Consider the following 17458-nt stretch of genomic DNA (forward strand, 5'->3'; position numbering starts at 1 on the left):
TTATATTACTCCTGAGAATCCAAGAAAAGCCATTGCCATCAATCCTGCAGTAATGAGGACTATAGCAGAGCCCTTAAATGTCTCAGGGATATCGTTGTATTCAATCTTCTCACGAATGCCAGCCATGATTACGATTGCAATTGTAAAACCAACTGCTACGCCAAAACCATTAATGACACTCTCAAGAATATCGTAATTGTTAGTAACGTTGTTAATGGCAGTACCAAGAACCGCACAGTTTGTAGTAATAAGCGGAAGATATACACCAAGTGACTTATACAGTGATGGAATACTCTTCTTAAGGAACATCTCAACAAACTGAACGAGGGCTGCAATAACAAGAATAAATACTATTGTCTGCATGTACTGGAAACCAGTAGGTGCAAGAACATATTTGTAAATAACTGATGATACAAATGAAGCAATTGTAATTACGAAAATTACAGCACCACCCATACCAGCAGCAGTCTCTACCCTCTTAGATACACCAAGGAATGGGCAAAGGCCAAGGAACTGAGAAAGAACAACGTTATTTACAATAGCTGATGAAACAAGTAATAGAATCAATCCTGTAACATAATTCATTATTTATCTTCCTCCTTTCCTACAATATCGTCATCTGCATAAGATGAATCAGAACCAGATTTCTCAACATCTTCTGTGTTCTTAGCATTAGCAGTGTGCTTAACCTCTATCTTTGTCTCAGGCTGAGGCTTAGCAACATCCTTAGGATCAACCGGAATCTCTTCAGGAGTGTTATGTACAAGTGACTTACCAGTACATGCGCTTGAAAGTCCACAGCTAGAACAATCACCGCTTAAGCAACCCTGCACTGCAGGAAGTGGCTTGCCAGCTGCTTCCATTTTACGTCTAACAACATTCATGATAGCAACTAAGAAGCCAAGAACTATGAATGCACCAGGTGCTAGTCCAAATAAAGTAATATGGTAATCATTAAGTGCCGGAATATTTACTCCAAATGCAGAACCATTACCAAGAATCTCTCTTACTACACCGATAAGTGTAAGACCAACTGTAAAGCCAAGACCCATACCAATACCATCAAACATAGATGGAATAACAGGATTCTTAGATGCGTAGCTTTCAGCACGTCCAAGAATAATACAGTTAACTACAATAAGTGGAATATAGATTCCAAGTGATGCATACAAGGATGGTGTAAATCCCTGCATCAAAAACTGCACGATTGTAACGAATGAAGCAACTACTACGATAAAAGCAGGCATTCTCACTCTATCTGGAATAATATTTCTAAGTGCAGAAATCATCATATTAGAAAGAACAAGAACCACTGTTGTAGAAAGACCCATTCCTATACCATTGATTGCCGATGTGGTAACAGCAAGTGTTGGACACATACCAAGCATCAATACAAATGTAGGATTCTCTTTCCAAAGTCCATTATATAAACGCTCTAAATTTTTATTCATTATTTTGCACCTCCTACCAGATAATTGAAGTAGGTGACGCCTGCATTCACACCATTTGTTACAGCCTTAGATGTGATTGTAGCTGCAGAAATGGCATCTATTTCTGATGATTGAGTCGCACCAGTTTTTGTTACTGTAAATATCTCTGACTGACGATTGATGAACTGAGAAGAAAATGTTCCATCTCCTGTATCTCTGGCTTTCATTCCAAGACCAGCTGTCTCAGAGATTGTGGTAATAGAATAACCATTTAACACTCCGTCATTTGTAATGCCAAGTGAAAATGTAATATTGCCACCATATCCAGCTGACGATGTAACAGTAATAACATAGCCAAGTGGATTACCAGAACCATCAAGGGCTACTACACAGTTATCAATTGTATCATCAGTATATCCAGCCTTTTGGACTACATCTGTAGCAGCTGAAGAATCAAAACCATCTAAATCCTTAAATGATGCTGCGTCTGCGAAAACTGTCTGATATGCATTCTGAAGTGCATCGGCCTCTGCCTTAGCAATAGGAGCTTTTGTAATCTCGTATACAAGACCAAGGGCGAATCCGGCAATAACTGTAATACAAGTAAGGACCAAAGCGTCTTTAACTAATTTATTCATCAGCCTTCACCTCCTTTGGTTTTCTTTCTCTTACAACACCAAAAGCACGAGGAACTGTAACCTTTTCAATGAGCGGAACAAGAAGGTTACTAAAGATAATTGCAAAGCTGACTCCCTCTGCACTATTTCCAAATATTCTAAAGATACCAGTAAGTACACCTAGGCAAATACCAAAAACAACTTTGCCAGCAGGTGTAATTGGAGATGTAACATAATCTGTAGCCATGAAGAATGCACCAAGCATCAATCCACCACCACAAAGGTGAGCCACAAGAAATGTTGTATCAAATCCATGTCCACCAAAGACACATACGAATATTGCAAATGAAACTATATAAACGCCAGGAATAATAAGATCAATAACTCCTAGAAGAATAAGAATAATAGCTCCAATCAAAATACAAATGGCAGATGTCTCACCGATTGTACCTCCGGTACGACCAATAAGCATGTCAAGAGTATTTACTGCCTCGCCACTCTTTAAAAGAGCAAGTGGTGTAGCACCTGCTACTCCGTCATATTCAAAATGTGTCATAGTTGCAGCAAATGAAATCACAAGAAATGCTCTACCACCAAGTGCTGGGTTCATGAAATTCTGACCCAAGCCGCCAAAGAGCATCTTAACAACAACTATAGCAAAAATAGAACCGAGAACCGCCTGCCAAACAGGAAGTGAAAAAGGTAAATTAAGAGCAAGAAGTAGGCCTGTAACAGCGGCACTTAAATCGCCAATTGTGCTCTTTTTACCTACAGCTTTTTCAAATAACCATTCTGAAATCACACATGTAAAGATACAAACAAGTACTAAAAGCAAAGCTCTGTAACCAAAATTGAAAATACCAAATACAGTAGTTGGCATAAGAGCAAGAATCACATAAAGCATGATTCTAGAAGTATCATCCTTTGCTCTAACATGTGGAGATGAAGAAACTTTTAATAAATCGCTCACTTTAGTTACTTTCCTTTCTACTTTTTTCTCTTATCTGCAAGAACCATCTTTTTCATAGTCTTAATAGATTGTGCAAGTGGCTTTCTGGCTGGGCATGCAAAACTACAGCTACCACACTCAATACACTCAAGTCCATACCACTTTTCAAATGTTTCCTTGTCCCCGTGATCTGCGAACTTAGATAATCTAGAAGGGATAAGATTCTCAGGGCAAGCATCTACGCAACGACCACAGTTGATACAAGCAGTAGTCTCGTACTTAGATACTTCATCCTCTGATAAGCAAAGAAGTGCACCTGATGTCTTGGTTGTAGGAACATCCACATCCAAAAGAGCAAATCCCATCATAGGACCACCAGATATAATCTTCTTTGGCTCATGGATATATCCACCTGCAGCCTCAAGAATCTCCTTGCAGCTAGTACCGATGCAAATACGGAAATTGCGTGGTTCCATAACAGAATCACCTGTTACTGTAAAAATACGATCCATAACAGGCTTGCCCTCAACAACCGCAGTGTAAACAGCATTGATAGTGGCAACATTATCTACAATGCATCCAGCATCAGCAGGAAGCATCTTTGAATTAATCTCACGTCCTGTACAAGCTTTAATGAGCTGACGCTCACCACCCTGAGGATATTTTGTCATAAGAGGAACAACCTCAATACGTGGCTCATGCTCGCACAGTTTTGAAAGAGATGCTATAACATCGCTTTTATTATCCTCGATTCCCAAAAGTCCCTTAGCCTTAGGGAAAAGCTGAAGAATAATTTTCATTCCAGTAATGAGCTTTTCAGGCTCTTCTACCATCGATCTGTAATCAGATGTAAGATAAGGCTCACATTCTGCACAGTTAGCAATGATAAATTCGATGCTCTCTGGCTTGTTAGGTGAAAGCTTTACATGGGTAGGAAAACCGGCACCACCCATACCAACAATGCCTGCATTCTGGATTTTAGAGATAATCTGGTCATCAGAAAGCTCAGTATAATCATCACAAGCTTCAAAACCAGTCTCGATGAATTTTCCATCACTCTCAATTATGATAGAATTAACCATGTCGCCTGTGGCAACTCGTCTTGGCTCGATTGCCTTGACTGTTCCAGAAACAGATGCAAAAATAGGCGCAGAAACAAATCCGCCAGCATCTGCTATCTTCTGGCCTCTGAGCACTGTGTCACCAACGGCAACAATTGCAGTAGCTGGTGCACCAATATGCTGAGACAATGGATATACCATTTCACCCTGTGGCTTTAATTCTTTGATAGGCTTTTCCTTTGAAATAGCCTTGCCATCATAAGGATGAACACCGCCCTTAAAAGTCCTAAGACCCATTAGCATTACCCCTCTTTCTTTAGAGAATTTAGCTATTTATTCAACAAAATAGCATTTCATGTATAAATTATATCATTTTGGTCATAGCAAAAGAGAAAATTTATCACTTATTTTGTACATTTTTAAGTACCAAACAATTTTATATGGTGTAAAATTTAACAATAAACAACTTAAGTTAGGATTTGATTATGGAAATTATTAATAACAGTTACCAACTAGATCATGTAAGCTACTCAACTGCCAAGTATTTTGATGAAAACACCTTATTTTTTGATATTGAATGCACCGGACTTTCTCCTAGAAAATCCTTTATCTATTTAATTGGCTATGCCACCAGATGCGAAAATAAAATCACGATTACACAGTTGCTAGCTAATAATGAATCTGAGGAAATTGAGATTTTAGAGGAATTTGAAAAAGTTATAGCTGGATATGACAAACTACTAGGATTCAATTCTACCCGATTTGACGAATCCTTTATCATAGAAAGATGTCGTAAATATCACATTTACACTAAAATCAAATCAAAAAATCATACAGACATGTATTTGCAGTCTACAAAAGCAAAATGCATGCTTGATTTGCCCAATTACAAACAAAAATCAATCGAAGAATTCCTAGGATTACACAGAGATGACAAATATAACGGTGGTGAACTGATTCCTATATATCAGCATTATTCAATTACCGGAGATTTAGAATCAAAAGAACTGATTCTACTTCACAATTTCGAGGATGTAAAAGGGATGATTTATATCACTGATATACTGTGCTATCCCAATTTACTCAATTCGGAAATTCGATATATAAATCACGAAATTGAAGAAGACAAAATACGCATAGAACTTGAAACAGATATTGAACTACCAAAATCAATCAATAAACAACGAGATTATGGACTTTATATTATAAAAAACAATCGTATATACGTTACTTTAAATCTATACCAAGGACAGCTTTTTACATATCTACCAGACTATAAAAACTATTACTATCTCATAGATGAAGACAGCATTATCCCAAAGTCATTAGGCGAAAGCATTGATAAAAGCTGCCGTCGACCAGCTACCAGACGAGATTGCAAGGTATCATTAGAGGGAACATTCCTAAACATTCCAGAGCGTCTTGACATCGGAAGTTCCCTTCGTACATTCCGCTCATCATACGAATCTAAGGATAGATTCCTTAATATAGCAGACATCAGGGATGATATCCTTGTAAAAATAACAAAATATATGTTAAAGCATTAAAAAATCAAGCCATTTACAATCGAATGAATCGTAAATGGCTTGATTTAATAGTCTAATAAGCAAACAATCTAATTATACTTTCTCATAATAGAAGGAATATCTTCTCTTATATCCCAACTCTTTATAATCAATAACCTGTTCAGTAGAACCAATAAAGAGAATACCTCCCTGTCTAAGAGACTTGCAGAATTTATCATATACTTCTGTCTTAGCCTCATCTGTAAAGTAAATAAGAACATTACGGCATACAATCATATCATAATTTGATGGATATGAATCGCGAAGTAAGTTATGCTCTTTAAATTCAACACACTTCTTAACATCTTCACTAATCTGGAAAGAATTTCCAACAGGAGTAAAGAACTTTTTCTTTAAATCAGCAGGAACATTAGCTATACTCTTCGCACTGTAAAGTCCTACTTTAGCGGTTGCAATAACCTGTTTGTCTAAATCAGTGGCAAAAATCTTGATTTTGTTAAGTGGAACTAATGTGGAAAGTGCCATTACTAGAGAATATGGCTCATCACCTGTTGAACATGCTGCACTCCATATTTTAAGTGACTGACCAGAATGTGCTATCAATTCTGGTAAAAATTCCTTTGTTAATAGTTCCCACTGCTCAGGATTTCTATAAAACTCAGAAACATTGATTGTAAGAAAGTTAACAAATTCATCAAAGACTTCCTTATTAGTCTTTAGCAAAGCTACATATTCTTCGTATTTCTTACACTTATTCTTATTAACTAAAGAATCAATACGACGGCGCATCTGTTTTTCTTTATACGCGTCTAAATCGATTTTTGTAAGAGAATAGACGTCTTTTTTGAAACCTTCGTAGTTTTCCATATAATAAGCTCCTATCAATATTTTTAATACCTACCTCGATAAAATACATTTTACAAAACATTTGTGTATTTATTGTTATCTTTTTAAGTATAAATAAAATAGAGTTTTGCTTGGCAAAACTCCGAATTTCCAATTAAGAAAAAAACAGGTCTAGCATTAGCTAGACCTGATAAATTCAATGAATTACTCTTCAGAAGCTGCAACTTCATCGATGTTAACATCAGCAACCTCAGCATCATCAGATGCCTCTGGCTCAAGAAGTGCCTTGATTGAAAGGCTAATCTTCTTCTCTTCATCGTTGAACTCAACAACCTTTGCCTCGATATCCTGACCGATTGAAAGCACATCAGATGGCTTCTCAATACGTTCCTTAGAAATCTGTGAAACATGAAGAAGTGCATCAATTCCAGGAGCAAGCTCTACGAAAGCACCAAAATCTTTCATACGAACAACCTTACCCTTAACCACTGTGCCAACTGCATACTTATCAGCTGCACCATTCCATGGATTCTCATTGTCAAACTTGCAAGAAAGTGCAATCTTGCCGTCCTTGATTTCCTTAACAAATACTTTAATTGTATCGCCAACGTTAAGAGTCTTAGAAGGATTCTCAACACGACCCCAGCTCATCTCTGAGATATGAAGAAGTCCATCAGCACCACCTAAATCGATGAATGCACCAAAATCCTTAACATTCTTAACTGTACCTTCAAATTCCTGACCAACAGCAATCTTAGCCATAAGCTCTTCTTGAGCCTTAGCCTTATCTGCAACAAGAAGAGTCTTTCTGTTACCGATAATTCTACGACGCTTTGGATCGAATTCTGTAATTACGAAGCTAATCTCCTGTCCCTGATACTTATTAAGATCCTTTTCGTATACATCTGAAACAAAAGAAGCTGGGATAAATACTCTAGCCTCATCAACAACAACTGTAAGTCCACCCTTAAGAACCTTATCAACTGTAGCTGTAAGAACCTCTCCCTTCTCAAATGCTTCTGCAAGTCTCTCGTTGCCCTTTTCCTGAGCGAGTCTCTTGTAAGAAAGAAGAACCTGACCCTCACCGTCATTTACCTTAATAACGATAGCTGATAAAGGATCACCAACATTAACAACAGTAGTGAGATCAATATTTGACTCATTTGTGTACTCTGAACGTGTAATAATACCATCTGACTTGTAACCGATATTCAAAACGATCTCATCTGGCTTTACGCTAATAACAGTACCGTCTACTACCTCTCCATTGTGTATAGTTTTAAATGATTCCTCCAACATTTGTTCAAAACTCATTTCTGACATTTCTTTTGAACCTCCTCGATAATATTGTTTGGGGTGGAAGCCCCTGCGGTAATACCTACACTTTCAATGGAACCAAGGTCAGAAGGCTGTAAATCATCAGCCGTCTGTATATAGTAAGTATCTTTGCATCGTGTTTTGCATATCTCATACAACTTTTGTGTATTGGAAGAATTTTTGCTTCCAATAACAAGCATAGCATCAACTTTTGATGCTATTTCAGCAGCCTCTACCTGCCTTTTGTTAGTCGCATCGCATATTGTATTCAAAACAATAATATCATAACCTTTTTGCTTTATAATTTCAACTAATTCTTGAAATTTATTATGGTTAAAGGTGGTTTGAGATACAATACAAATGTTAAACCCTGAATTAACTGAAAAATCACACGCAGCCTGCTCATCGGGTATTACGCAATAATTTTCTCCATTTATCCATCCAACTATGCCTCGAACCTCAGGATGTTCAGGATTTCCAATGATTACAATGTACTCTCCAGCCCTAGAATGTTCGTCCACAGCCCGATGAATTTTCTTGACAAATGGGCAGGTGGCATCAATTATTTCATGACCCTTTGATTTTAATAATTCTTCCACTTGTCTTGTGACACCATGTGAGCGAATTATAACTGTCCCCGCTGGATAATCCTCAATATGATTCTCATCCATAACCTGAACACCGTGGGCCTCAAATTCACGAACAACCTCTTCGTTATGAATAATTGGTCCATATGTATAAAGAGGCTTATTTCCCTCTTCTATTTGTTTTTTTACTACATCAACAGCTCTCTGCACACCAAAGCAAAAACCTGCTGATTCAGCTAATGTAACTTTCATAAAACCTCAAAATAATTATTATTAAAATTATTTGTTGCAGTAACCAATGATAGTGTTAACAACCTCATCAATAGTCATATCAGAGCTATCTACTAAAATAGCATCCTCAGCCTGCTTAAGTGGGCTGATTTCTCTGTGAGAATCGCGATAATCTCTTTCCTCAATATCTTTAGCGATTTTATCAAAATCAGCTTCCATTCCCTTTGCTACAAGCTCATCGAAACGACGCTTTGCACGACACTCAACAGATGCTGTAAGGAAAATCTTAACATCTGCATTAGGAAGGACAACTGTACCTATATCACGACCATCCATGATAACATCAGTAGTTTTGGCAAGCTCCTGCTGTAAAGCAACAAGCTTTGAACGAACTGGAGCGTAAACTGATGAAGCACTAGCCATATTTCCAACTTCCTCAGTACGGATAAGGCCTGTAACATCCTCGCCATTTAAAATAACGTGCTGCGCACCATCCTCATATTTAATAGATACAGAAATATCATCTACCACTGAACTGATTTTCTCCTCATCATTAGAAGCAATACCTGCTCTTAAGAAATAAAGAGCCATTCCTCTATACATTGCTCCTGTATCCACATAAACGTATCCCATTTTAGCTGCAATAGCCTTAGCTATTGTAGACTTTCCTGCACCTGCAGGTCCATCGATTGCAACATTCATTGCCATAATATATATCCTCCAAAAAATTAAATACTAAGTCCTGCCAAATAACCGGTAGACCATGCTATTTGCAAATTAAATCCTCCCGTAAAGGCATCTAAATCAAGAACCTCTCCTGCAAATGAGAGTCCTTCTATATTTTTACATTTCATTGTAGATGGGTCAACCTCTTTCACTGATATTCCGCCCTGGGTGATTATAGCTTCTTTGTACTCCCTAAGGCCAGTTATAGTGAAAGGAAATGCCTTTAACAATGCTATGAGATTAGCTCTCTCCTCTTTTGTTATAGAATTAATCTGTCGACTATCATCAAAATCCATAAGCTCGATAAAAACCGGAACCATTGATGAAGGAAGCAGCCCTCTAAGAACAGAGCTTAAATGCTTATTCATATTATCATTAAAGTCCCTTAAAACTCTATTTGACAGCTCATCTACAGAAAGTGCTGGCTTTAAATCAACTAAAGCCTGTAGCTCACCTGTCTCCTGAAGTCTCTTACCTATAATAGAGCTAGCCGATAAGACAAGAGGCCCCGATACACCAAAATGGGTAAATAGCATTTCTCCGAAACTATCATATAATTTCTTTTTGCCATCCTTGATAGTAAGATTAACATTTTTAAGGGCAAGCCCTTGCATTTCAGGTATATAGGACTCTTTGCAATTTAAAGGAACAAGTGCTGGTCTACACTCTGTAACCTTAAGTCCTATTTTGCGAGCCCACTTTAGTCCATCACCTGTTGAACCAGTAGTCTGATATGATAATCCTCCAGTACAAAGAATCACATTATCGCAATTAATAATAGACCCATCTGAAAGCTTAACTCCAATAACCTTATTATCTTCTATTAGAATATCTTTTACTTCTGTACGAAGTCTTACCTTTACACCGTATTCCTTAATGGCCTTTTCAAGAGCCTTTGTAATATCCGAAGCATGATCTGATTCAGGAAAAGCTCTATTTCCTCTTTCCACCTTAGTAGGTATACCTTGGCTTTCAACAAAACCAATCATTGAATCAGGGCTAAATGTATAAAGGGCACTGTATAAAAATTTAGGATTTGAAACTACGTTTTTAAAGAAATCCTCTGTATCACAAGCATTAGTAAAGTTGCATCTGCCTTTACCAGTTATATATATCTTTTTACCTAGCTTTTCATTTTTCTCAAGAATAGTGACCTGATGACCACATATTCCTGCAGCATAACCAGCCATCAATCCAGCCGCGCCGCCGCCTATTACTATTACATTGCTCATTAAGACTCTCCTGGGTAAGTCATTTTAATAGAATCATCTACCAAATCTATCTCATCATTTTCATAGAACTGGTACTCATTCCAAACATTTTCAATCATATCAAGTGTGGCTGCCACATCAGACTGCTTGCGATTACAAAGCTCGACCACAAGTGCATTAATAACAGAAAGTGGTGCCACAAGAGAATCAACAATAGAATGCATATCTGATTCAGCAATCAAGTTACATGAACTATAAAGATTCATAGGCGAATGAATAGAGTCAGTTATAGTGATTACATTGGCAAGTCTATTATTAGCAAATTCTAAGGCCTTAAGTGTACGCATAGAATATCTAGGGAAAGAAATACCAATAATAACATCCTCTTTACTGATATGAATCATCTGTTCAAATAGTTCTGATGTAGAACTGGTCTGCACATTGATAACATTGTCAAAAATCATATTAAGATAGAAAGCTAGAAATGAAGCAAGAGGCGCACAGGTACGAATACCTACTACATATATACGTCTTGCATTTAAAATTGCCTCTACAGCATTCTCAAAGGCTGCCTCATCTATACTTTCCATAGTATTTTTAATTTTAAGGGCATCGGATGATAAAACAGTACGAAGCACACCGTTTTGCTCTATTCCGCCATTTGTAATCTCAATCCTATCTGAAGAATTAAGCTTATTCCTAACAAGCTCCTCCAAGGCAGATTGAAACTCAGGATATCCACTATAGCCAATGAAGGCAGCAAATCTAACGACTGTTGATTCAGATACCCCAATAATCTCGCCTAACTTAGCTGCAGTATAAAATACAGCCTTATCATAATTATCAATGATATAGTTAGCCAAAAGCTTTTGCCCCTTTGACATCTTGCCGTAATTTTCATTAATCTTTGTAATCAAATCGGTTGTAGTGGCCATAGTATCTCCTTTCTTTATTGGAAATTTAATTATAGACAAAAAAAGGGAGCGATGCAAGATTTCTTGCATCACCCCTCTGATTGATTTATTAAACTGGATAAGCTTTGTTTTCCTTATCTGCCTTTGTTGGATCAACCTTTGTCTGCTGAGCTTCACGATACTCGAAGAACTCTGTAGCAACCTTTGGGAAAAGAGCGTATGAAAGAACGTCCTCATCCTGCTGCTTCCAGCGCTTGCACTCTTCTTCGAACTTAGCAAGACCTGGCTCAATCAAGTCCGCTGGACGGCATGTGATAGCCTTATCCTTATCAGGACCAAGAACCTTCTCAACAACATCTGGGTTGAAAGGCTTAACTGTCTGACCGTACTTACCAAGTAAGATATCCTTTGTCTGCTCTGTAGCAACCTTGTATCTCTCACCCATAAGTACATTAAATACAGCCTGAGTACCAACAATCTGTGATGAAGGTGTAACAAGTGGTGGCTCACCAAGATCCTTACGTACACGTGGTACTTCCTCAAGAACCTCACGAAGCTTATCTTCCTTACCCTGCTCCTTTAACTGGCTGATAAGGTTTGAAAGCATACCGCCTGGAACCTGATAACGAAGTGTATTGATGTTAACACCAAGTACCTTTGTAGAAAGAAGACCATTCTCGATGCACTCTTCTCTATATGGTCTAAAGTAATCAGCAATTTCAGAAAGAAGTTCCTGATCAAATCCTGTATCGTATGGTGTGCCCTCAAAAGCTGCAGCCATAACTTCTGTAGCTGGCTGAGATGTACCAAGAGCAAATGGTGACATAGCACAGTCAATGATGTCTGCGCCAGCTTCAACTGCCTTAAGGTATGTCATTGAAGCAACACCAGATGTGTAGTGAGTATGCATCTCGATAGGAAGCTTTGTTGACTCCTTAAGAGCTGTAACAAGCTCATATGCCTTAGCAGGAACAAGAAGACCTGCCATATCCTTGATACAGATAGAATCTGCGCCCATATCCTCGATACGCTTTGCAATATCCTTCCAGTAATCAAGTGTATAAGCCTCACCAAGAGTATAAGAAAGAGCAACCTGAGCGTGACCCTTTTCTTTATTTGTAGCCTTAACAGCTGTCTCAAGGTTTCTAATATCGTTTAAGCAGTCAAAAATACGAATGATATCAATACCATTAGCAATTGACTTCTGAACGAAGTACTCTACAACATCATCTGGATACTGGCTGTATCCTAAAATATTCTGACCTCTGAAAAGCATCTGAAGCTTTGTATTCTTGAAGCCATCACGAAGCTTTCTAAGTCTCTCCCATGGATCTTCCTTGAGGAAACGAAGTGAAGCATCGAATGTAGCACCGCCCCAGCACTCTACTGCGTTGTATCCAACCTTATCCATCTTGTCAATGATTGGAAGCATCATAGAGGTAGGCATTCTGGTTGCAATAAGAGACTGATGTGCATCTCTAAGTATTGTCTCAGTAATCTTTACTGGCTTTGGACTAATATCTGCCATTTATTTTACCCTCCTAAACTCCGAAAATAGCCATAAATACACCGGCTGCAACTGCTGTACCAATTACACCAGCAACGTTAGGTCCCATAGCGTGCATGAGAAGGAAGTTTGTAGGATCCTCTTCTGCACCAACCTTTTGAGAAACACGTGCTGCCATAGGAACAGCTGATACACCAGCAGAACCGATAAGTGGATTAATCTTTCCGCCAGTAACATGGCAAAGAAGCTTACCAAATAAAACTCCGGCTGCTGTACCGAAAATGAAAGCAACAAGACCAAGAGCTACGATCTTAAGAGTAGCTATATTGATGAATGCCTCCGCAGATGTTGAAGCACCAACTGATGTACCAAGTAAAATAACTACGATGTACATTAATGCATTTGATGCAGTCTCAGTAAGCTGATTAACAACACCTGACTCCTTAAATAAGTTACCTAACATAAGCATACCAACAAGTGGAGCTGTTGTAGGTAAAATTAAACATACGATAATTGTAACTACGATTGGGAAGAGAATCTTCTCAAGTTTAGAAACTGGACGAAGCTGTGCCATCTTAATAGCACGCTCTTCCTTTGTAGTAAGTGCCTTCATGATTGGAGGCTGAATAATTGGAACCAATGACATATAAGAATATGCCGCAACAGCAATAGGTCCCATTAAAGCAGACTGTCCTAACTTTCCTGCTAAGAAGATAGATGTAGGACCATCAGCACCACCGATAATTGAAACTGCAGCAGCAGCCTGATCTGAGAATCCTAAAAGGATTGCAAGCAGATAAGCTGAGAAAATACCAATCTGCGCAGCTGCGCCAAGCCAAAAGCTGATTGGGTTAGCAATAAGTGGACCGAAGTCTGTCATAGCACCAACACCCATGAAAATAAGTGATGGAAGAATTGAATACTCATCAAGAGTATAGAAATAATAAAGCAAGCCGCCTACTCCATTAGAGGTTTCTTCAGGCGATGCAATAATATCAGGGTAAATATTTACAAGCAACATACCAAATGCGATAGGCAAAAGTAAAAGAGGCTCATAACCCTTTTTAATTGCAAGGAATAGGAAGAAACAAGCAACCGCTATCATGACAAAGTTACCCCAGGTCAGATTGAAAAATGCAGTCTGATGAGCTAGGTTCAACAATGTCTCTCCAACGTAACTCATGTTAAATCCTCCTATTAGTTCATAGTTGCAAGTAATGCGCCAGCATCAACCTGCTGACCTTCGTTGCAATTAATAGATGCAACAGTACCATCCTGAGGTGCAACAACAGGTGTCTCCATCTTCATAACTTCAAGAACTACTACAGGATCACCCTTCTTTACAGAAGCACCAGCAGCGGCTGCAATCTTAACGACCTTACCAGCAGCACCTGCTTCGATTTTAACGCTACCAGCAGCACCTGAGCTTACAGGAGCTGCAGCTGCCTTAGGAGCAGCAACCGGAGTAACTGGTGATACACCAGAGCCTCCCTTATCTTCTACAGTTACATCATAAACTGTTCCATTAACAGTGATAGTATAATTTTTCATGGAAATTTCCTCCTAATGTTGATTATCTTTTCTTAATTGAACGTACTACAAACGAATCTGTAGAAGCTCCTGTGCTAGCAGCGATTGCTGCAGCGATAACAGCCACAAGCTGTAAATCATCTGTTTCATTATTTGATGAAGAAACTGGAACTGCAGCTGCAACAGGTCTAACATCCTCTGCTGTCTCTTTGCTCTCCTTAAGCTTCTTCTCAATCTTTGGAATAATTTCAAATCCCTTAATGACAGCAGACATAACAACTAACATTGCAAATACAATTAAGATACCCATAACTGTATTGAGTGCTGCCTTCTTCATAATCTCGCCAAGTGTATATACAGGCTCTACATTCATAGCTGTTGGAACAGATGAATCAAGAGTCGAATATACAAATGTCATCTTTAAATCTCTCTTTGAAAAGTCACCTATAACTGTTGAAGTAATAGTCTTACCAGCCTTTTCAACACTGTAATCTTTTATGCCTTTATAATCACCAGCATCTTTAGCGCATTCTTGGAAATCCTTGTAAAGATTTGTGACTAGGGATTCCTCATCATTAACATCTAAATCAAACTTAGCAGCTAAGTAATCTTCAGGTTTAAACTGAGAATCAAGCAACTCATCAACACTCATTCCAAACGATGCTGCAGCATCCTCTAAAGTGATACCATAGTATGTCTGAAGCTCCTGAGAAATCTCATCTTTAAAAGCAGAACGATCACCAGCTAAAGTATCACCGAATACCTCCATGAACTCAGTAACTTCTTCACGATAAGAAGATACTGTACGTCCTGCAATCTCATCTGAACTCTTAAGCTCTCCACAAGCTGTCAGACCAAGAGCAAGTGCTAAGGTGCATAAAAGTAATGATATTTTTTTCTTCATATAATCACCTTCCTGCTCTTAAAAAAACATCTCAAATCCTGCAATGATGTACTTTCTAGCATCTGCAGTAGAAACAATTCTATCGATATGGCCATGGGCAGCAGCTGTGAGAGCGCTATCCTGAAGCTGTGCGTAATCTTTTTCAATTGCAGCAGCGTCTGTACCATTATCAGAAAGGATTCTAGCAGCCTTAGAAGCTTCCATTGCACCAACTGAAGCATTTTCAAAAGCATATACTAAATCAGCACCAAGTGACTTAGAGTTCATGAGAACATAAGCACTTCCGTATGCCTGTTTTGTAATAAGATTGATCTTAGGAATGCTAGCATCAACAAATCTCTGTGACATCTGAGCAAGAGCTCGTGGAAGACGCTTCTCCTGGCATGTGCAAGACTTAAATGCTGCAACATTTGTAATAGAAAGAACAGGAATCTCATACATATCGCAAAGCTCAACAAAATCAGCAGCCTTCTCGCAACCGATAGCTGAAAGATATGCTTCTCCATCAACTTCTCTATTTCCAACTACACCGATGGTAACGCCATCAAGCTTGATAAGACCAGTAACCATCTCCTTAGCATATCCAGCTTTAAGCTCGATAAACTCTCTATTATCTGCAATCTCAGTAGCAATTGCAGCTGCATCAGATACCTTAGAATCAAGGCCTTCTGAAGCACGATTAAGATCATCTGTAGCCTCTACGATATCATTAGGAATCATAGAGATAACCTGGCGCATTGAAGCAACAACTTCTTCAAGTGAGCCATACATATCAACTGTACCAGCCTCTTCGAACTGGAACTTTGCAGATGATGTATCTTTATCATTACCTGTAATAGTATCAGGTGAATTAACAAACAATGAAGCGCCATCAACCATAAATGTGAAATCAGCAATTGCTGGAAGAACTGAAAGTCCACCACCGCACTGACCAGCTACACAAATAAGCTGAGGAATAACGCCCTTAACATCTGCTGCTCTCTCGATAACTGCACCTAGAGACTCAAGAGCATCAAATGACTCTTGTAAACGAACTCCACCGCAATCAATAAATCCAATGACAGGAGCACCAACTTTAAGTGCCATGTCATAAAGCGACAGAATCTTCTTTGCATGCATCTCACCAATAGTACCGCCCAATACCTCGGCGTTCTGGCTGAAAACGAACACTAATGTGCCATCCACGAGACCATGACCAATAATTACTCCGTCTGATGGTTCTTTCTTTGCATCAAGGTTAAAATCTGTGTTGCGAGCAACTACTAATGACTGAAGCTCAACAAAGCTGTTGTCATCAAGCAATGCGTTAATTCTAGCCTGAGCCTGATTTAAATCATTACCCATCTCATACCTCCATTTATATAAATATTTCAAATTTCTCGCAAGTATAATGATACCCTTTATTTAAGCCCTTTTCAACGAAATCGTGTTAAAAAATTGTCATAAAAAAACCACCCAAAATTTGGGTGGTTTTTTGTATAAAAATTATATTGTAACCTCTACATTATTAGCCTCATTTTCGGCCTCCATTTTAAACTCCTCAATCTGCGTCTGAGAAAGCTCTGGCAGTTCATCAATTGAGCTAACACCAAATGAGCGTAAAAACTCCTCTGTAGTACCAAAAAGCATAGGTCTACCAGGGGCATCAAGACGGCCAAGCTCTGTACATAAGCCAAACTCAACAAGCTTTGAAACTGCAAAATCACAGGAAACTCCACGGATTTTTTCAATCTCTGATTTAGTGATAGGCTGCTTATATGCAATGATTGAAAGTGTCTCCAAAAGCACATCCGTAAGTACGTATTTTTTAGGCTGCTTAGCAATCCTAATAAGATACTCATAAATATCAGGGCTAGTGCACATCTGATATGCACCATCTATCTCGGTAATTGTAATACCTCTATTATTGTCCTCGTATGATTTCTTAAGAGACTCGATAGCCTCAACAACTTGCTTATCTTCTATTTCAAGAGCCTTAGCAATCTTAGATGGCTCAACTGTGCCACCCATTGCAAAAAGAATGCCCTCAACTATATTCTCTATTTCTTTAATATCCATATTCCCTCCAAATTCAATAAGGAAAAATGCCATCTAAAAATTGC

18 protein-coding genes are annotated in these 17458 nt (G+C 38.5%); 1 reads left to right on the forward strand and 17 read right to left on the reverse strand.

What is annotated here, in order from left to right:
- From rsxA to rsxC, 5 genes are read right to left on the reverse strand one after another with little or no spacing between them, the layout of a single operon-like run.
- Positions 1 to 585, reverse strand: coding sequence for an electron transport complex subunit RsxA (gene rsxA / locus BLP50_RS01620; protein WP_090149896.1), 585 nt, complete (start codon positions 583 to 585; stop codon positions 1 to 3).
- Positions 585 to 1451, reverse strand: coding sequence for an electron transport complex subunit RsxE (gene rsxE / locus BLP50_RS01625; protein ID WP_090149899.1), 867 nt, complete (start codon positions 1449 to 1451; stop codon positions 585 to 587). Before rsxE ends, rsxA begins: the two co-directional genes overlap by 1 nt.
- Complete coding sequence (locus tag BLP50_RS01630) at positions 1451 to 2068, reverse strand: RnfABCDGE type electron transport complex subunit G (protein WP_090149902.1); 618 nt, start codon at positions 2066 to 2068, stop codon at positions 1451 to 1453. Before BLP50_RS01630 ends, rsxE begins: the two co-directional genes overlap by 1 nt.
- Positions 2061 to 3017: an RnfABCDGE type electron transport complex subunit D gene (locus tag BLP50_RS01635; RefSeq protein WP_090149905.1), complete on the reverse strand. Its 957-nt coding sequence runs from the start codon at positions 3015 to 3017 to the stop codon at positions 2061 to 2063. Before BLP50_RS01635 ends, BLP50_RS01630 begins: the two co-directional genes overlap by 8 nt.
- Positions 3018 to 3034: 17 nt before the next feature.
- Entirely contained in the window at positions 3035 to 4354 is a 1320-nt protein-coding gene (gene rsxC / locus BLP50_RS01640) for an electron transport complex subunit RsxC (protein WP_090149908.1), read from the reverse strand.
- Positions 4355 to 4542: 188 nt separating this feature from the next.
- On the opposite strand from rsxC, the gene BLP50_RS01645 reads away from it, so the two are divergent.
- Positions 4543 to 5604 (forward strand): ribonuclease H-like domain-containing protein, encoded by a 1062-nt coding sequence (locus BLP50_RS01645; RefSeq protein WP_090149912.1) that lies wholly within the window; start codon positions 4543 to 4545, stop codon positions 5602 to 5604.
- Positions 5605 to 5676: 72 nt separating this feature from the next.
- Here the strand turns inward: BLP50_RS01645 and BLP50_RS01650 are convergent, their stop codons facing one another.
- The 12 genes from BLP50_RS01650 to scpB all read right to left on the reverse strand — a co-directional run bounded on the left by BLP50_RS01650 (position 5677) and on the right by scpB (position 17414).
- Positions 5677 to 6450 (reverse strand): CheR family methyltransferase, encoded by a 774-nt coding sequence (locus BLP50_RS01650; RefSeq protein ID WP_090149915.1) that lies wholly within the window; start codon positions 6448 to 6450, stop codon positions 5677 to 5679.
- A 183-nt stretch (positions 6451 to 6633) separates the two neighbouring features.
- Positions 6634 to 7752 carry a 30S ribosomal protein S1 gene (gene rpsA / locus BLP50_RS01655; RefSeq protein WP_090149917.1) on the reverse strand — a complete coding sequence of 373 codons (1119 nt, stop codon included), beginning with the start codon at positions 7750 to 7752 and terminating at the stop codon, positions 6634 to 6636.
- Entirely contained in the window at positions 7740 to 8585 is an 846-nt protein-coding gene (gene ispH, locus BLP50_RS01660; RefSeq protein WP_090149920.1) for a 4-hydroxy-3-methylbut-2-enyl diphosphate reductase, read from the reverse strand. The genes rpsA and ispH overlap by 13 nt, the downstream gene beginning before the upstream one ends.
- Positions 8586 to 8612: 27 nt before the next feature.
- On the reverse strand, positions 8613 to 9272 hold the full coding sequence (gene cmk / locus BLP50_RS01665; protein WP_090149925.1) for a (d)CMP kinase: 660 nt from the start codon (positions 9270 to 9272) through the stop codon (positions 8613 to 8615).
- A 20-nt stretch (positions 9273 to 9292) separates the two neighbouring features.
- A complete protein-coding gene (locus tag BLP50_RS01670; RefSeq protein ID WP_090149928.1) occupies positions 9293 to 10522 on the reverse strand; it encodes a BaiN/RdsA family NAD(P)/FAD-dependent oxidoreductase in 1230 nt (409 codons plus the stop codon).
- A complete protein-coding gene (locus tag BLP50_RS01675; protein ID WP_090149931.1) occupies positions 10522 to 11436 on the reverse strand; it encodes a MurR/RpiR family transcriptional regulator in 915 nt (304 codons plus the stop codon). The genes BLP50_RS01670 and BLP50_RS01675 overlap by 1 nt, the downstream gene beginning before the upstream one ends.
- A gap of 88 nt (positions 11437 to 11524) precedes the next feature.
- Positions 11525 to 12943: an oxaloacetate decarboxylase subunit alpha gene (locus tag BLP50_RS01680; protein WP_090149934.1), complete on the reverse strand. Its 1419-nt coding sequence runs from the start codon at positions 12941 to 12943 to the stop codon at positions 11525 to 11527.
- Between the two features lie 13 nt (positions 12944 to 12956).
- Positions 12957 to 14105, reverse strand: coding sequence for a sodium ion-translocating decarboxylase subunit beta (locus BLP50_RS01685; protein ID WP_090149937.1), 1149 nt, complete (start codon positions 14103 to 14105; stop codon positions 12957 to 12959).
- Between the two features lie 14 nt (positions 14106 to 14119).
- Positions 14120 to 14473 carry a biotin/lipoyl-containing protein gene (locus tag BLP50_RS01690; protein ID WP_090149940.1) on the reverse strand — a complete coding sequence of 118 codons (354 nt, stop codon included), beginning with the start codon at positions 14471 to 14473 and terminating at the stop codon, positions 14120 to 14122.
- A gap of 22 nt (positions 14474 to 14495) precedes the next feature.
- Positions 14496 to 15356, reverse strand: coding sequence for an OadG family protein (locus tag BLP50_RS01695; protein WP_090149943.1), 861 nt, complete (start codon positions 15354 to 15356; stop codon positions 14496 to 14498).
- A gap of 18 nt (positions 15357 to 15374) precedes the next feature.
- Complete coding sequence (locus BLP50_RS01700) at positions 15375 to 16700, reverse strand: carboxyl transferase domain-containing protein (RefSeq protein WP_090149946.1); 1326 nt, start codon at positions 16698 to 16700, stop codon at positions 15375 to 15377.
- 141 nt (positions 16701 to 16841) lie between these two features.
- Positions 16842 to 17414, reverse strand: coding sequence for an SMC-Scp complex subunit ScpB (gene scpB / locus BLP50_RS01705; RefSeq protein WP_090150046.1), 573 nt, complete (start codon positions 17412 to 17414; stop codon positions 16842 to 16844).
- Between the last annotated feature and the right edge of the window lie 44 nt (positions 17415 to 17458).

It is taken from the genome of Pseudobutyrivibrio sp. AR14 (genome assembly GCF_900101325.1).
GTDB lineage: Bacteria > Bacillota > Clostridia > Lachnospirales > Lachnospiraceae > Pseudobutyrivibrio.

Bases quoted from the DNA above. Each gene is read 5' to 3' on its own strand.
- rsxA (WP_090149896.1), bottom strand. From the start codon at position 585: ATGAATTATGTTACAGGATTGATTCTATTACTTGTTTCATCAGCTATT.
- rsxE (WP_090149899.1), bottom strand. From the start codon at position 1,451: ATGAATAAAAATTTAGAGCGTTTATATAATGGACTTTGGAAAGAGAAT.
- BLP50_RS01630 (WP_090149902.1), bottom strand. From the start codon at position 2,068: ATGAATAAATTAGTTAAAGACGCTTTGGTCCTTACTTGTATTACAGTT.
- rsxC (WP_090149908.1), bottom strand. From the start codon at position 4,354: ATGGGTCTTAGGACTTTTAAGGGCGGTGTTCATCCTTATGATGGCAAG.
- BLP50_RS01645 (WP_090149912.1), top strand. From the start codon at position 4,543: ATGGAAATTATTAATAACAGTTACCAACTAGATCATGTAAGCTACTCA.
- BLP50_RS01650 (WP_090149915.1), bottom strand. From the start codon at position 6,450: ATGGAAAACTACGAAGGTTTCAAAAAAGACGTCTATTCTCTTACAAAA.
- rpsA (WP_090149917.1), bottom strand. From the start codon at position 7,752: ATGTCAGAAATGAGTTTTGAACAAATGTTGGAGGAATCATTTAAAACT.
- ispH (WP_090149920.1), bottom strand. From the start codon at position 8,585: ATGAAAGTTACATTAGCTGAATCAGCAGGTTTTTGCTTTGGTGTGCAG.
- cmk (WP_090149925.1), bottom strand. From the start codon at position 9,272: ATGGCAATGAATGTTGCAATCGATGGACCTGCAGGTGCAGGAAAGTCT.
- BLP50_RS01670 (WP_090149928.1), bottom strand. From the start codon at position 10,522: ATGAGCAATGTAATAGTAATAGGCGGCGGCGCGGCTGGATTGATGGCT.
- BLP50_RS01675 (WP_090149931.1), bottom strand. From the start codon at position 11,436: ATGGCCACTACAACCGATTTGATTACAAAGATTAATGAAAATTACGGC.
- BLP50_RS01680 (WP_090149934.1), bottom strand. From the start codon at position 12,943: ATGGCAGATATTAGTCCAAAGCCAGTAAAGATTACTGAGACAATACTT.
- BLP50_RS01685 (WP_090149937.1), bottom strand. From the start codon at position 14,105: ATGAGTTACGTTGGAGAGACATTGTTGAACCTAGCTCATCAGACTGCA.
- BLP50_RS01690 (WP_090149940.1), bottom strand. From the start codon at position 14,473: ATGAAAAATTATACTATCACTGTTAATGGAACAGTTTATGATGTAACT.
- BLP50_RS01695 (WP_090149943.1), bottom strand. From the start codon at position 15,356: ATGAAGAAAAAAATATCATTACTTTTATGCACCTTAGCACTTGCTCTT.
- BLP50_RS01700 (WP_090149946.1), bottom strand. From the start codon at position 16,700: ATGGGTAATGATTTAAATCAGGCTCAGGCTAGAATTAACGCATTGCTT.
- scpB (WP_090150046.1), bottom strand. From the start codon at position 17,414: ATGGATATTAAAGAAATAGAGAATATAGTTGAGGGCATTCTTTTTGCA.